14 protein-coding genes are annotated in these 14268 nt (G+C 34.7%); 5 read left to right on the top strand and 9 right to left on the bottom strand.

Annotation, left to right across the window (positions count from 1 at the left end):
• Window positions 1-10: 10 nt before the first annotated feature.
• From ACN0QX_RS02930 to ACN0QX_RS02940, 3 genes are all read right to left on the bottom strand, one after another.
• Window positions 11-2314: a TonB-dependent receptor plug domain-containing protein gene (locus ACN0QX_RS02930; RefSeq protein WP_417195457.1), complete on the bottom strand. Its 2304-nt coding sequence runs from the start codon at window positions 2312-2314 to the stop codon at window positions 11-13.
• Complete coding sequence (locus ACN0QX_RS02935; RefSeq protein ID WP_417195459.1) at window positions 2304-3200, bottom strand: FecR family protein; 897 nt, start codon at window positions 3198-3200, stop codon at window positions 2304-2306. The genes ACN0QX_RS02930 and ACN0QX_RS02935 overlap by 11 nt, the downstream gene beginning before the upstream one ends.
• A 66-nt stretch (window positions 3201-3266) precedes the next feature.
• Complete coding sequence (locus tag ACN0QX_RS02940) at window positions 3267-3782, bottom strand: RNA polymerase sigma factor (protein ID WP_417195461.1); 516 nt, start codon at window positions 3780-3782, stop codon at window positions 3267-3269.
• 103 nt (window positions 3783-3885) lie between these two features.
• Between ACN0QX_RS02940 and ACN0QX_RS02945 the strand changes: the two genes are divergently transcribed.
• The 5 genes from ACN0QX_RS02945 to ACN0QX_RS02965 all read left to right on the top strand — a co-directional run bounded on the left by ACN0QX_RS02945 (window position 3886) and on the right by ACN0QX_RS02965 (window position 9553).
• Window positions 3886-5931, top strand: a complete 2046-nt coding sequence (locus ACN0QX_RS02945; protein WP_417195463.1) for a hypothetical protein — start codon at window positions 3886-3888, stop codon at window positions 5929-5931.
• Window positions 5932-6078: 147 nt separating this feature from the next.
• A complete protein-coding gene (ffh, locus tag ACN0QX_RS02950; protein ID WP_376861529.1) occupies window positions 6079-7407 on the top strand; it encodes a signal recognition particle protein in 1329 nt (442 codons plus the stop codon).
• Window positions 7408-7479: 72 nt separating this feature from the next.
• A complete protein-coding gene (locus ACN0QX_RS02955) occupies window positions 7480-7866 on the top strand; it encodes a four helix bundle protein (RefSeq protein WP_417195465.1) in 387 nt (128 codons plus the stop codon).
• Window positions 7867-7925: 59 nt separating this feature from the next.
• On the top strand, window positions 7926-8804 hold the full coding sequence (locus ACN0QX_RS02960) for a bifunctional 5,10-methylenetetrahydrofolate dehydrogenase/5,10-methenyltetrahydrofolate cyclohydrolase (RefSeq protein WP_248398218.1): 879 nt from the start codon (window positions 7926-7928) through the stop codon (window positions 8802-8804).
• Window positions 8805-8854: 50 nt separating this feature from the next.
• Window positions 8855-9553, top strand: a complete 699-nt coding sequence (locus ACN0QX_RS02965; RefSeq protein ID WP_417195467.1) for a TIGR02206 family membrane protein — start codon at window positions 8855-8857, stop codon at window positions 9551-9553.
• A 31-nt stretch (window positions 9554-9584) separates the two neighbouring features.
• Here the strand turns inward: ACN0QX_RS02965 and ACN0QX_RS02970 are convergent, their stop codons facing one another.
• The 6 genes from ACN0QX_RS02970 to ACN0QX_RS02995 form a co-directional block, all read right to left on the bottom strand.
• Window positions 9585-10007 carry a VOC family protein gene (locus ACN0QX_RS02970; protein ID WP_248398224.1) on the bottom strand — a complete coding sequence of 141 codons (423 nt, stop codon included), beginning with the start codon at window positions 10005-10007 and terminating at the stop codon, window positions 9585-9587.
• A gap of 5 nt (window positions 10008-10012) precedes the next feature.
• Complete coding sequence (locus ACN0QX_RS02975) at window positions 10013-10777, bottom strand: pseudouridine synthase (RefSeq protein WP_248400597.1); 765 nt, start codon at window positions 10775-10777, stop codon at window positions 10013-10015.
• A 17-nt stretch (window positions 10778-10794) separates the two neighbouring features.
• Complete coding sequence (locus ACN0QX_RS02980) at window positions 10795-11619, bottom strand: alpha/beta fold hydrolase (protein ID WP_417195470.1); 825 nt, start codon at window positions 11617-11619, stop codon at window positions 10795-10797.
• Window positions 11616-11981, bottom strand: a complete 366-nt coding sequence (locus ACN0QX_RS02985; protein WP_248398230.1) for a cupin domain-containing protein — start codon at window positions 11979-11981, stop codon at window positions 11616-11618. The genes ACN0QX_RS02980 and ACN0QX_RS02985 overlap by 4 nt, the downstream gene beginning before the upstream one ends.
• Window positions 11982-12042: 61 nt before the next feature.
• On the bottom strand, window positions 12043-12597 hold the full coding sequence (locus ACN0QX_RS02990; protein ID WP_417195472.1) for a hypothetical protein: 555 nt from the start codon (window positions 12595-12597) through the stop codon (window positions 12043-12045).
• Window positions 12598-12629: 32 nt separating this feature from the next.
• The gene (locus ACN0QX_RS02995) at window positions 12630-14174 is read right to left on the bottom strand and encodes a helicase HerA-like domain-containing protein (RefSeq protein ID WP_417195474.1); all 1545 of its coding nucleotides are present in this window, start codon (window positions 14172-14174) and stop codon (window positions 12630-12632) included.
• Window positions 14175-14268 lie beyond the last annotated feature (94 nt).

Raw genomic sequence — 14268 nt, forward strand, 5'->3', positions numbered from 1 at the left:
GGTTTTTCGTTTAAAATAAAACGCGAATCGATAGGTTTGGTGTAATACCTAATGCTACGTTTTCTACCTGAATTACTTGGTTATTGGCATCCATGATATAGTACCTATTTATAATATTTTCTGTGTCAAAAATATTCCAAACGGAAGCGCCAATTTGGGCTTTGGTCTGTTTTGAAAGTTGAAAATTATAAATGGCTGAAAAGTCCGTTCGCCAATAATCGGGTAAATTTTCGGCATTGGGTTCGCCGTAAATAAGTGTGTTGGAAGCTTCGGTTTGACCACTATCTATTAATGTGTTGGGTTTTCCTGAATGCCAATTCATCCCTAAGGCTAATTTCAAACGATTTAAGGTGTAGGTGCCAGATACATTCAATTGATGTTTGATGTCTACATTATTTGGAAACTGGTCCCCATTATGTAATTCTGGAAAGGTATAGGCGTTTTTACTATAGGAGTAACTTAACCAAGTGCTAAAATTTTCAAATTGTTTATTAATTAAAAAGTCCAATCCTGTTACACGATATGCGCCAATAGAATTGGTGTATTGAAACTGATTTTGAAAACCTTGACTTCTAGACGTAATGCCATCAACCTGTTTGATGTAACCTTCCAAACTAATTAATAATTGGTTTTTATTGTAATGAATTCCGGTGGAAAGTTGCTGACTTTTTATGACTGGAATATCGCTATTATTGGCTAAAATCCATCGTCTCTTTTCAATACCTAAAAAATCGTTTTGTAAATCAATAATTTGCGATGTTGTTTGGCTTTTCAATTCTGCTAAAACTTCAATGCGAAAATTTTCAGCAATAATTTGATTGAAGCTCACGCGTGGTTCAAAATAGAAATCTGAAAATTTCTCTATATAATTCGCCCGAAATCCAAAGCGTGCTCGCGTATTTCCGGATTTCGATTTATAGGTTAATTCGTTATAAAATCCATGAGTTCGTAATACTTCTTTGATGTAACGTCTAAAAATAGGGTTGGAAACGTCTTCAAGGTTACTGATGCCAACTTCAGAATATTGGTAACCACCTTCATAATTTAATTGTGCATCTACGTTGTAAAGAATATGTGCTTTAAAACTACCATCTGTGACTTCGTTTTCTTGAATGAGCTTCTGGTTATTGCTCACATCAGCATGATTAGCATATAAATCATATGAAGAAAAATAGGCTTGAAATGTTGTTTGTAATTTAGAATTCCAATTTCTAGAAAACGTGCTATTTATGGCCAGGCTACCTTGCGTAAGTTGACTATCTGAACGTGTTTTGCTATTGTTTATGGTGGCCGTTTCTTGGTAATCCAAGGCGTTTTCAATGTTTAAAAAACTGACTTCCAATTTGTCCTTTTCAGAAATATCATAAATCAGTTTGGCAGAAACATCATAAAAATAGAATTTTTCCGAGTTTGTTAAAACGGTTTCCGTAGGATTTGTTAAATCGGAATCTTGAAAAATACGTTTAAAATATTGCTTGTAAGTTGGCGTGTTAAAAACATCGGTAAGCGAACGCCTTCCCGCAACTTGTACGCCTGTTTTTTCTGAAATAGGAATACGAGCAAAGGCATCAGCAGCTAACATATTGGCGCCTATTCCTGCTTCGGTTTTTTTTGAAATGGTATGGGAACTTTGCATATCAATAATTCCAGAAACCCCATCGCCAAATTGTGCGCTGGATCCATTTTTAGAAACTAAAACATCATCAATTAAAGATGGATTAAAAGCTGAAATAAGTCCGAAGAAATGGCCGGATTGATACATTTTTACACCATCCCAGAGAATGAGATTTTGGTCGTTAGTGCCTCCACGAATATTTAAGGTGGAAACCCGTTCATCAGCACTTGTAATCCCTGGCAAGGCTTGAATGGTTTGCAACACGTCAGGTTCTATTAAGCCAGGTAAAATTCCAAAGGTTTTTAAATGAATATGTGTTGTTCCATCCGCTTGTGTCGAAATACCTTCTGTTAAATAATTATTAAGAATTACTTCGTCTAGATATTGAGTTTTGGTGATATCTGAAAATTCAATAGGTCTAACGGCATAGCTAGTTTCTGATACCATTTCAAAAATTAAACGCGTTTCAGTTTCTAAATACGCAATGAGTTTTGCTTTTGAAAGTGATTGGATTGGAGGAGGTATTTCTTTATTGGCAACCGTAGCATCAGCATAAGAAAAAGACAATTGGTATTCCCGTTCAATAAGTTCTAAAACGGATTGTAAGGGTTTGGTTTTGGCGGCGTTATTTTGAGCTTGAAGCAATCCAAACAGGCCAAAAAAGCAGTAAAAAAATATAATAAAGGGTTTATTTTTCATGCAACACAATCAAACCATTTTCTTTTGTATAGGTAATATTTAAAGGTAGTGTAATAGCTTTTAATGCTAAATCTAAATCCGTATGAACAAATTTCCCAGTAAACAGCACGGATGTGTTTATCGTTTGTGCATCAACTTTTAGCCCATACTGACGTTCCAATTCGTTTAAAACAAATTTATACGGCATGCTCTTAAACTGACTATGGTTGTATAACCAAGCTGGATTTAGAATGTTTTCTTTTTCTCGTGCAATAAATTTCCCATGTAGTATTAAAAATTGATCGCCTGGTTTTAATACCATATTTTTATGGTCAGTTATAACCTGTACAGAACCTTCATAACAAACCACTTCAAAAATATCATTTCTGTTTTCTACTAAAAATTGGGTTCCTAAAACAGTAATAGTTCCAGAAGTTGTTTGGACATTAAATTTGGAACCTTTTTCAACTTTAAAATAGGCTTCGCCATCTAACGTCAATTCACGTTGGTTTTTCCAGCTTTTTTTATTGTAGGTTATTTGGGATTGTGCATTTAAAGTTACCTCTGAATAATCTGGTAATTCAAATGTTGTTTTTTCAGCGGTTAATGTGGTAATATGTGTATCTAAAGTCGTTGTGTAATAATACACACTAAAGGAAATGGCAATTAATGCTGCAATTTTTAAAATAGGTTTTAACCATTTTGTTTTCGATTTCTGCTTTTTGGAAATTTCTGCCGAAATGGTTTCAAAAGCAAGCGACTCATCAAACTTGGGAGCTTTAAAATGCATCAAGTTTTCTGATAATTTCATAAGCGGCTCATAATCATCAAGTGCCTTAAATGCGGCTAGTTCTTGCGGATTCAAGTCGTCTTGCAACCATTTTTGTATCAGTTCTTCTCGATTCATAATGTACCTACTCAAGTATATAACAAGTTCGCTATTGTTTTTCCTACCTCGGTTTAAATTATTTATTTAAATACCTTCAATATCTTTTCGTAAGTGTTTTAGAGCTCCATAAATACGTTTTTCTACAGCTTTGGTTGAAATGTTTAGCAGGTCGGCAATTTCTTTGTGCTTTTTCCCTTCAACCCGATTCAATAAAAAGGCCACACGTTGTGCTTCGGTTAAATTAGAAATCGCTTTTTGGAGTTTTTCCATGTATTCACGTTCTTCTAAAAGGAATTCTGGCGTTTCGTTTGTGGATGACTTGGGTTTTATTTCTTGAAATTTTAACACCACTTTTTGATGCGCCACGCCATTTAACATCAAATTATTGGCAACCGTAAATAAATACGATTTTGCTTTAGATGGTTTGATGTCTTTACAGTTTTTCCATAACTTTATAAAAGCCTCTTGAACCTGATCTTGTGGGTTTAAATGGCTTCCAAATTTGTAGTATAAAAAGTTGTGCAAGTTTTTGGCATGCGTTTTAAACAGCTTGGAAAACAGCTGTTCATTACAAATATGATCATTTAAATCTTTAGACATTTTTTAAATTCTGTCTGTAAATGTATAAAAAAAGTCATGGCATGGTAGGAGTTTTTAAATTTAAACTGTTTTATAAGAAATGAGTCTAATTAAAACACATATCATGAAACAACCAATCAAATGTATCTTCTTACTTGTCGGGATTCTGTTTTTTACAGTTACCTCATGTCAAGATGAGGTTATTGAAGAAACACCTCCAAACGACCAAGAAATTATTCAATCAGATTCCAATCTAGCCAACTTAATGCGAAACACGTCTGCCAACAATGGTAATGTGGATGATATTCTAGATGGATCGGATTGCTTTACAGTTAATTTGCCGGTAACCATTGTCGCAAATGGTATTACCTTAACCATTGAAACGCTAACTGATTTAAGTCTGTTGGAAGCTATTTTTGATGCCAGCAATACCGATGAGGATGATTTAGATTTCCTATTCCCAATATCTATAATTTTAAACGATTATACCGAAGTTAATATCGATTCCGTGGACACGTTAGAAGCGTTTATTGACTCCTGTATAGCAGATGAAGACCTTATAGAATGTGCAGATTTTGTATACCCAATTTCCTTTTCAATTTATAACACCAGTTTTCAAATTATTGATACCGTGGTTATAGATAATGATTACGAATTATATATATTTTTAGAAGGACTGGAAGATGGTAATAATGGAGCAGTTTTAACAAGTTTAAATTTTCCGGTGTCTATTCAATATACAAATGGTACCACGGTTGAAGTTGCTAATAATCAAGCTTTAGAGGAAGCTATTAATGCTGCTGTGGATAATTGTGAAGATGATTGCGAATTAGAGGATGTTTCAGAAAATTTACAGGAATGTCATTGGGTAATTGCTGCCTATAATGCAAATAACGATTATCTTGGTTATCATCTATATTTTAACGAAAATAATTTATTGCAAATTATATTTGGTACAGGTCCTGTGACTGTTGGAGGAGAATGGTTTACTTCTGTTGTAAATGGAAGTGTTGTAGTAACAATTAGTGCTTTAACCGACTTTACAGAATTAGAAGGTGATTGGATAGTTGAAGATTGCGATGATGATCGTTATGTGCTAATTCAAGAGGCTGGAAATCAAACCGTGGAAATGGTTCTAGAACAAGATTGTTCTGTAAATCCAAATCCATTTGCCTGTTTTGAAGAAGTTCAGGAGATTAATGCCAACATTATATTAACTGTTTGCGATAGCACAGACAATATCCCGAATAATGGTGTAGGATTGTTTGATTTAACAACAGTTTATAACAATTGCGAGAGCCCAAATCAATTTAATGTAAGCTATCACATAAGTGAAACGAATGCGCAGGCCAATGTAAATGCTATTGCAAATCCAGGAGCTTATTTAAACGCATCTGTTCCGGCAGAAATGATTTATGTAAGAGTAGAGCTTATAAGCAACACTTCAAATTTTGATGTGTTCACGATAGATTTGTTTGTGGAAAACTGTAATCCTTCAGAATGTTCAGAGACAGATGTGGATGCCTTTTTACAGGAATGTATTTGGAATGTGGTTAATTTTAATGGTGATGACCATTTAATCATGTACACTTTGGATTTCGTTTCTACTAGTGAAGTGATTATTTCAGGAAATGGTGTTACCATAACAGCTTCATATAGCACGTCACAATCAGCAAATGGTGTTATAGTGGAGTTTATAAATGTGTCAGCAGCAAATATTCAAGCTATTTCAGGAGAATGGTTAATAGTAGATTGCCAAGAAGATCGTTTACAGTTTGAGGCCCTAAATAATAACAACACCATGGTTATGGAGCGTGATTGTAACAATGCAGGCATGTGTACACCAGGAGATGTGGAAGGTATGCTCTTGGATTGTGAATGGACGGTTACCAGCTATGCAGGAAGTGATTTCAGTATGTTTAACATTAATTTCAATGCTAATAACGAAGCCGTTATATTTATGCCAAATGGAACCGAAGTTTATACAGCTAATTGGACGGTATCTCAAGGAAATAATGGTGTAGAGGTTGTTATATCCAATGTTTCTGGTGGTAATGTGCAAATTATTAATGGTACCTATACGGTTGTTGAATGTACTAGTGAACAATTAATTCTCCATGATATAACGAACAGTAACAACGAATTGGTTTTAGATAAAGATTGTAATTAAAGTTTAATTTTTAGTTAGTTGATAGTTTAATTACCTTTAAAAGGCTGCAAAATACTGCAGCCTTTTTTCTGTAATTTATTGTATTCGAAAATTCGTAAATACGCTTGAAATTGCTATTTTTGTGCCTCCTAAAATTGAAGAAAGACTATGTTTAATAATTTAAGTGAAAAGTTAGATAAAGCGTTACACGTATTAAAAGGTCATGGTAGTATTACGGAAGTAAACGTTGCCGAGACCTTAAAAGAAGTACGTAGAGCCCTTTTAGATGCCGATGTTAACTTTAAAATTGCTAAAGATTTTACCGTTCGTGTAAAGGAAAAAGCACTTGGGCAAAATGTATTAACAACACTTCAGCCAGGCCAATTAATGGTAAAAATCGTTAAAGATGAATTAACCGAATTAATGGGTGGCGATGCAGAAGGTCTTAATTTATCAGGAACACCAAGTATTATTTTAATGTCTGGTTTGCAAGGTTCTGGTAAAACAACCTTTTCTGGTAAACTGGCCAATTTTCTAAAAACTAAAAAAACCAAGAAGCCGTTATTAGTAGCTTGTGATGTGTATCGTCCGGCTGCCGTAGATCAATTGCACGTTGTAGGTGATCAAATTGGTGTTGAGGTTTATAGTGATAAAGGTAATACAGATCCAGTTGCCATTGCTCAAGCAGGTATTGCACATGCCAAAGCCAATGGTTTTAATGTGGTTATTATTGATACAGCTGGTCGTTTGGCAGTTGATGAAGCCATGATGACCGAAATCTCCAACATTCATAAAGCCATCCAACCACAAGAAACCTTATTTGTTGTGGATTCTATGACAGGTCAAGATGCGGTGAATACAGCAAAAGCCTTTAATGATGTCTTAAATTTTGATGGTGTTATCCTAACTAAATTAGATGGTGATACACGTGGTGGTGCTGCTATTTCTATTAAGTCGGTTGTAAATAAACCTATTAAGTTTATTGGTACTGGCGAAAAAATGGAAGCGATTGATGTTTTCTATCCATCGCGTATGGCCGATCGTATTTTAGGAATGGGAGATGTGGTGTCTCTTGTTGAAAGAGCCCAAGAACAATATGATGAAGTTGAAGCTAGAAAGCTTCAGAAAAAAATTGCCAAAAACCAATTTGGTTTTGATGATTTCTTAAAACAGATTCAGCAAATCAAGAAAATGGGTAATATGAAAGATCTTATCGGCATGATTCCTGGTGCAGGAAAAATGATGAAAGATATTGATATAGATGATGATGCGTTTAAAGGTATTGAGGCTATGATTCATTCCATGACACCTTTAGAAAGAACAAACCCATCAGTTATAAATGCCAGTAGAAAAAAGCGCATTGGAAAAGGTTCGGGAACATCTGTTCAGGAGGTGAATCAGCTTTTAAAGCAGTTTGACCAAATGGGTAAAATGATGAAAATGATGCAAGGTGGAAAAGGAAAAGCCATGATGCAAGCCATGAAAGGGATGAGGTAATGTTCAGTTACCAGTTTGCAGTACCAGTTTGCAGTCGGGAATTTCAATAATATCTTATTAAATAGTAATAAAATGGATTTCAAAAAACTTTTCGCATATCAAAAAGCATTTGATTTAGCTATGGATATTTTTGAAATCTCGAAAAATTTTCCAAAAGAAGAAACATACACATTGACAGATCAAATTAGAAGAAGTTCACGTTCTGTGAATGCTAATTTGGCAGAAGCTTATAGAAAGAGAGTTTACCCAAAACATTACAATAGCAAGCTAACTGATGCTGATGCAGAGAATTCAGAAACAAATACATGGTTAGATTTTGCTTTAGCTTGTAATTATATTTCAAAAGAGCAGCACATAGATTTATCAAATGAAGGAATTGAAGTTGGTAAATTAATAAATTATATGATTAATAATCCTGGAAATTCGGAGTCAATCCAGAATGATTATTTAGTGAATTGAAAACTAAAACCGCAAGAGTAAGAACTGGAAATTGCGACTGCGACTGAAAACTATTATATATGGTCATACTAGACGGAAAAAAAGTAAGCAACGACATTAAAAATGAAATTGCTGATGAGGTTAAAAAAATGAAGGCAAAAGGGGAGAAGGTTCCTCATTTGGCGGCTATTATTGTCGGAAACGATGGCGCTAGTTTAACCTACGTTGCAAGTAAAGTACGAGCTTGCGAGCGTGTTGGTTTTGAATCCACCATGGTACGTTTATCCAATACAACTAGTGAGATTGAATTGCTGGATAAAATTCAAGATTTAAATGAAAACCCAGATATTGATGGTTTCATTATTCAATTACCACTTCCGCCTCAAATTAATACGCAAAAAGTTTTAATGGCTGTAAATCCAGATAAAGATGTGGATGGTTTCCACCCCATGAATTTTGGTAAAATGGCCTTGGATATGTCAACGTTTATTCCTGCAACACCTTTTGGGATTTTGGAACTATTAGATAGGTATAATGTGGAGACCAAAGGAAAACATACCGTTGTTATTGGACGTAGTCATATTGTTGGTCGTCCAATGAGTATTTTAATGGGAAGAAAAGGATTTCCAGGAAACTCTACGGTAACATTAACGCATAGTCACACAAAAAATATAACCCAAATAACCAGTCAAGCCGATATTATTATCACAGCTTTAGGTCATCCAAATTACCTAAAGGCGGAAATGGTTAAAGATGATGCTGTCATTATTGATGTTGGAATTACACGTGTACCAGATGATAATTCGCCAAAAGGCTATATTATTACAGGCGATGTAGATTTTGAAAATGTAAGCAAGAAAGCAAGTTATATTACACCTGTTCCAGGAGGAGTTGGTCCGATGACAATTGCCATGCTGCTTAAAAATACCTTATTGGCTAGAGAACGACACATGCAATAAAGACCTTATATTGCAACGTGAATTTTTTACAAACCCTAATTATTCAGTCTATGAGAGTACAATTTGGTAGTATAGAGCATATACTACCAATTGGTCTAGCCATTCTATTTTGTATTGGTCTTATTCATTTTGCGCGTAAAAAATTACATGTTAACCAAAAATATTTAGTTTTTAAGTGGCTTGGTATTTGTGTTTCGCTGACTATTGTATTGTTTCATGTACACAAAATTAGTTTAGGCGCTTATACTATTTCTAAAGATTTACCTTTATTTCTATGTAGTTTTTTAGCCTTAATTATTCCCATATTTACTACTTCTAGAAAATATTGGATGTATGAAATTTTATTGTTTTGGATAATTGCCGGAACCTTGCAAGGTGTTATAACACCAGATATTGCTGTAGGCTTTCCTAGTTTAGACTATTTCAGGTATTGGATTGTGCATCTGGGTTTACTTACCATTATTTTTTATGCCACCTTCGTGTTACATATGCGACCAAAATTTAAAAGTGTAATCAAGTCCTTTTTAGCATTGCAAGTTTATGTGGCAACCATAATGGCTGTTAATTATGTATTAAATTCTAATTATTTCTATTTAAATAGAAAGCCAGAATCTGCTTCGGCACTGGATTATTTAGGTGATTATCCGTATTATTTACTTGTTGTAGAATTAATATTAATCCCGTTTTTCTTATTAATTTATTTACCGTTTTATTTAATCGGTAATAAAAAGAAACGGACATCCAAATAGTAACGGTGCGTTTATAAAATTTGCCTCAAACTTATTTCGCAAACAATTGACTCCTATCTTTAAACGCTTTAAACTCCAAAGCATTTCCGGCGGGATCGTAAAAAAACATGGTAGCTTGTTCGCCCACTTGTCCTTCAAATCGAATATAAGGTTCAATAACAAATTTGATATCTGCCGCCTGTAAATGTTCCGAAAATTCTTGAAAATCAGCCCAAGGTAAAACCACGCCATAGTGAGGAACTGGAACCGATTTCCCATCCACTGAATTGGTGTGTAATACGGCGTCAGATTTTGGTTTATAGTGAATAACTAGTTGGTGGCCGAAAAAATTAAAATCGACCCAATGGTCACTGCTTCGGCCTTCCTCACAGTTTAATACATCGCGATAAAAAACACGACAAGCCTCCAAATTGTGAACTGGAATAGCTATATGAAAAGGTGAAATAGTGGACATATAATTTATCTTCTAGATTGTTTCGCGATGCTTTTATTGGTAAACGTTTTATCTGAATCTGCTAACAAACGATTTAATTCTGCGAATTCTGATTTGGTAAATTCTCTATACGTTCCAACAGGAATATCTAGTTTAATATTCATTATCCGAATACGTTTTAGTGTGACAACCTCATAGGTTAGATACTCACACATACGACGAATTTGCCTGTTTAAGCCTTGGGTTAATATAATTCTAAACTCGTGCGTACCTAGTTTTTCAACCTCACATTTTTTTGTAGTTTTATCTAATTCTTCTAAATAAATTCCACGAGACATGTGTTGAATAAACGTTTGTGAGATGGGTTTGTCAACAGTTACAATATATTCTTTATCATGATTATTACTCGCACGTAATATTTTATTTACAATATCACCATCATCTGTCAAGAAAATTAAACCCTCACTAGGTTTGTCTAAACGACCAATAGGAAAAATACGTTTCGGATATTTTATATAATCAATAATATTATCTTTTTCCACACGTGTATCTGTTGTACAAACAATGCCAACAGGCTTGTTAAAGGCCAAATAAACAAATGGGTTATCGTTGCCTTTAATTTCTTTGCCATCTACTTCCACCACATCGGATTCTGATACTTTGGTTCCCATTTCTGGAACCACACCATTAATGGTTACACGTCCAGCATCAATAAGTTTGTCGGCAGCTCGACGTGAGCAATAACCAACTTCGCTTAAATATTTATTGAGTCTTGTTAATTTTTCTTCCATCATGCAAAGATATTAATTTAGCTTTTTAAAAACTCATAAATGTAATTGGATATACTGTCGTCTATTAACGAATGTCCAAATCCTGTTGTGGTTATTAGTTTGCTGTTTTTTAGACTATTATTAATGGATAGTGCATCTTGATACGGAATGATGGTGTCTTTTTCATCGTGAATAATGAGCCCTTCTAAACTTAATGTTTCTAAATATTTAGCGGTTGAAAAACTCTCAGGCGCTTCATTAAATCTATCCTTTGCTAGTTGGTTAATAGCACTTATTGTACGTTTACTGAAGCCCATCATTGTGTAATACCGATTTAAAACATCCGTGAATTCAGAAGGTGTGCCTAATAAAATCATCTTTTTTAACGCCTTATAATCGCTGTTTGTTTGCGAAAAAACGGAAGCCATACCACCAACGGAATGACCAATAATAAAATCGGGTTTAAACTTTTTTGAAACCGCTTTTATAAAATCGGCATATAACACGGCGTTAAATCGTTTGCTTCCAGATTTACCATGAGCTGGTGCATCTAATGCAATTATGTTGTAATCTAATTTTCGCAAAGGCTCAATTAAATACTGCCACCTCGCCGCATTACTTTCCCAGCCATGTGCTAATAGAATAGTTTTTCCTTTCCCTAGCCATCTGTAAGTCATAACAGGGATGGAATTCACCGTGAGTTCTTCTCGGAAGGAGGTGCCTAAAAAATCATATTGTTTTTCTGTTAGTCTACCACGTCTTGGTGTTGTAAATAAATACAATGCCAAACGTGCTGCAGATTTTTTAGAAAATAATCCAATAACATTTATAAGGAAACCAATGAATTTTTGAAGGATCTTCATGGGGTTTCGCGATTAACTAAATCCATAGAAAATGCAGGTTTACAGATAGCCAAATAAACGCAAGGTTCCGTAAACGGATTGGAATACTGTACACGCGTATTTTTAGTTATTTTGATGGATTGTCCGGCTTCTAAAACAATTTCTTCGCCATCAATTATAAATTGTTTTTTTCCTTTAATGATAAAGGTGTATTCGTCAAATTTAGGTGTTTGAAATGGTTCACTCCAGCCCGCAGGTGCAACCATGTGAGCAATGCTAATGTCAGGATTGCCATCGGTTGCCAATCCGAAATGTTCTTTAATTAGTTTACCATCTGTTGTTGGGAATACGAATGGATTATCTTGAACTTGGTATGTTTTCATACGTGTTATTTTAAAGGTTTTGCGTTTTTTTAGTACTTAACGATCAAATACGTCTAGGAAATTAATCCCAGCCAATCATGAAGTATTTAATTTTAGCGGTTTCAGGAATTTGAATAGCTTCAATTTTAGCGTTAGAATCAAACTGTAAACTTGCGGGTAACTCTTTCTTATCGATGGTAAAAAAGGCATTGATTTCATTCACGAAAACAACCACATTTTTAATGGTATTTTGAATGCTTGAAATTTTATACTGCTTTTGAATATCACCAAATGTACTTTTTGTTGTAATGCCTTTTTCTGTTTTGTAACGCGGATCTATCACTTTAACAGTGCTAATAGTGGCTTTCGGATCTGTAGTTGTTACAGGACTTAATACTAGTAAGGTGTTTCCAGCTTCATCATAAATTTGTATGTCCGAATAGTCTTTCATATAAGCTTCGGTATTCGATAATTTCACGATAGAATCGTTCGGGAAGATCATTTCCAAATCCGCTACTTTGGTGGAGTCTGTTAGCATGCCAATATTTTGGTTGCCAATTAAAAATGGATCTTGTTCTTTCGTGCAGCTAGTGAATAAAGCTGTTACTATAATTAGGCTTAAAATGATTTTTTTCATTTGGGTGTTATTTTTTTAATTGTGTTTTTAGTTTATGATTTTTTAGAACTGCTCATCGCTTTGCTTAAGATCCCAAAAACGCTTCTAATAAAAGTGGCGCTTGTCAGGACTTTTACTATCGGGTTCATTCGGGAACTTGAACGACGCGTGCTTTTTTTAGATTCCGCTTTTTTTAGGGCTTCCTTTTCTTTTTGAGCTTTTTCTTTTAATTCATCAGCTTCCGCTTCTTCAATTTTTTTATTGAGCAATTCATAGGCACTTTCCCTATCAATTTCATCATTGTATTTCTTCACTAATTTAGAATCCGATAAAAGTGCTTCAAGTTCATTGTCTGTTAAAATATCCATGCGACTCATTGGTGCGCGCATCATGGTGGCTGCCAGTGGCGTAGGTCGTCCCTTTTCATCTAAAGCTGACACTAAAGCTTCTCCAGTTCCTAACGATGTTAATATACTAGCCGTATCATAATATTCAGTATCTGGGTAGTTTTGTGCTGCCAACTTTATGGCTTTTCTATCTTTAGCAGTAAATGCACGTAAGGCATGCTGTACTTTTAAACCGAGTTGACTTAAAACCGCTTCCGGAACATCAGTTGGGTTTTGGGTTACAAAATATAACCCAACACCTTTGCTTCTTATGAGTTTTACAATACTTTCTATTTGATTTAATAAGGCTTTGGAAGCTTCATTGAAGATTAAATGTGCTTCATCTATAAACAAAATTAATTCTGGTCGCCCAGAATCGCCTTGTTCAGGAAAGGTGGCGTAAATTTCAGCCAATAAACTCAACATAAAGGTTGAAAACAATTTGGGCTTATCCTGAATATCTGTTAAACGAATAATATTTATATAACCGCGACCATTTTCATCAACACGCAATAAATCATCAACTTCAAATGATTTTTCACCAAAAAATAAATCACCTCCTTGTTGTTCAATCTCAACTATCTTACGTAAAATAGCACCAGTGGAAGCGGTGGAAATCCGGCCATAAGCATCTTCAAATTCCTCGCGACCTTCATCTGTGGCATATTGTAGAATTTTTTTGAAATCTTTTAAATCTAAAAGTGGTAGTTTGTTATCATCGCAATATTTAAATATTACCGATATAATTCCGGCTTGTGTTTCCGTAACATCTAATATTCGTGAAATTAAAACGGGTCCAAATTCACTAATCGTTGCCCGAAGTCGCACACCATGTTGTTCCGAAAGGGTTAAAATTTCAACAGGAAAGGCCTTTGGGTTAAAAGGAAGTCCAATTTGCGCATGGCGTTCATCAATTTTTGCATGACCAGGACTGGGTTGTGCCAATCCACTTAAATCGCCTTTGATGTCCATTAATAATACCGGAATACCTTTTTCGCTTAAATTTTCAGCTAATACCTGAAGTGTCTTTGTTTTACCTGTTCCTGTTGCACCCGCAATTAAGCCATGTCTGTTCATGGTTTTTAAAGGTACATTTACGAAAGCATTGGTAACAGTTTTTCCATCAAGCATGGCGGAACCCAAGGTTATAAACTCACCTTTATTAGTGTTTCCTTCTAATATATGCTTGAAAAACGTCTCGTTTCTATCCATGAATAATAATTTGCATAAAAGTACAATTCTTAAATTAATCATCGGAATTTTTTTCAAACAATATCAGGTGATTGAAATGGCGCGGTAACCATGT

The sequence above is a fragment of the Bizionia sp. genome, assembly GCF_048259285.1.
Classification (GTDB): Bacteria; Bacteroidota; Bacteroidia; order Flavobacteriales; family Flavobacteriaceae; genus Algorimicrobium; species Algorimicrobium hallyeonense.

Excerpts from the sequence above, each read along its gene's own strand:
- ACN0QX_RS02975 (WP_248400597.1), bottom strand. The coding sequence starts at position 10,777 with ATGGAAGAAAAATTAACAAGACTCAATAAATATTTAAGCGAAGTTGGT.
- ACN0QX_RS02980 (WP_417195470.1), bottom strand. The coding sequence starts at position 11,619 with ATGAAGATCCTTCAAAAATTCATTGGTTTCCTTATAAATGTTATTGGA.
- ACN0QX_RS02990 (WP_417195472.1), bottom strand. The coding sequence starts at position 12,597 with ATGAAAAAAATCATTTTAAGCCTAATTATAGTAACAGCTTTATTCACT.
- ACN0QX_RS02930 (WP_417195457.1), bottom strand. The coding sequence starts at position 2,314 with ATGAAAAATAAACCCTTTATTATATTTTTTTACTGCTTTTTTGGCCTG.
- ACN0QX_RS02940 (WP_417195461.1), bottom strand. The coding sequence starts at position 3,782 with ATGTCTAAAGATTTAAATGATCATATTTGTAATGAACAGCTGTTTTCC.
- ACN0QX_RS02960 (WP_248398218.1), top strand. The coding sequence starts at position 7,926 with ATGGTCATACTAGACGGAAAAAAAGTAAGCAACGACATTAAAAATGAA.
- ACN0QX_RS02965 (WP_417195467.1), top strand. The coding sequence starts at position 8,855 with ATGAGAGTACAATTTGGTAGTATAGAGCATATACTACCAATTGGTCTA.
- ACN0QX_RS02945 (WP_417195463.1), top strand. The coding sequence starts at position 3,886 with ATGAAACAACCAATCAAATGTATCTTCTTACTTGTCGGGATTCTGTTT.
- ACN0QX_RS02955 (WP_417195465.1), top strand. The coding sequence starts at position 7,480 with ATGGATTTCAAAAAACTTTTCGCATATCAAAAAGCATTTGATTTAGCT.
- ACN0QX_RS02995 (WP_417195474.1), bottom strand. The coding sequence starts at position 14,174 with ATGGATAGAAACGAGACGTTTTTCAAGCATATATTAGAAGGAAACACT.
- ACN0QX_RS02970 (WP_248398224.1), bottom strand. The coding sequence starts at position 10,007 with ATGTCCACTATTTCACCTTTTCATATAGCTATTCCAGTTCACAATTTG.
- ffh (WP_376861529.1), top strand. The coding sequence starts at position 6,079 with ATGTTTAATAATTTAAGTGAAAAGTTAGATAAAGCGTTACACGTATTA.
- ACN0QX_RS02935 (WP_417195459.1), bottom strand. The coding sequence starts at position 3,200 with ATGAATCGAGAAGAACTGATACAAAAATGGTTGCAAGACGACTTGAAT.
- ACN0QX_RS02985 (WP_248398230.1), bottom strand. The coding sequence starts at position 11,981 with ATGAAAACATACCAAGTTCAAGATAATCCATTCGTATTCCCAACAACA.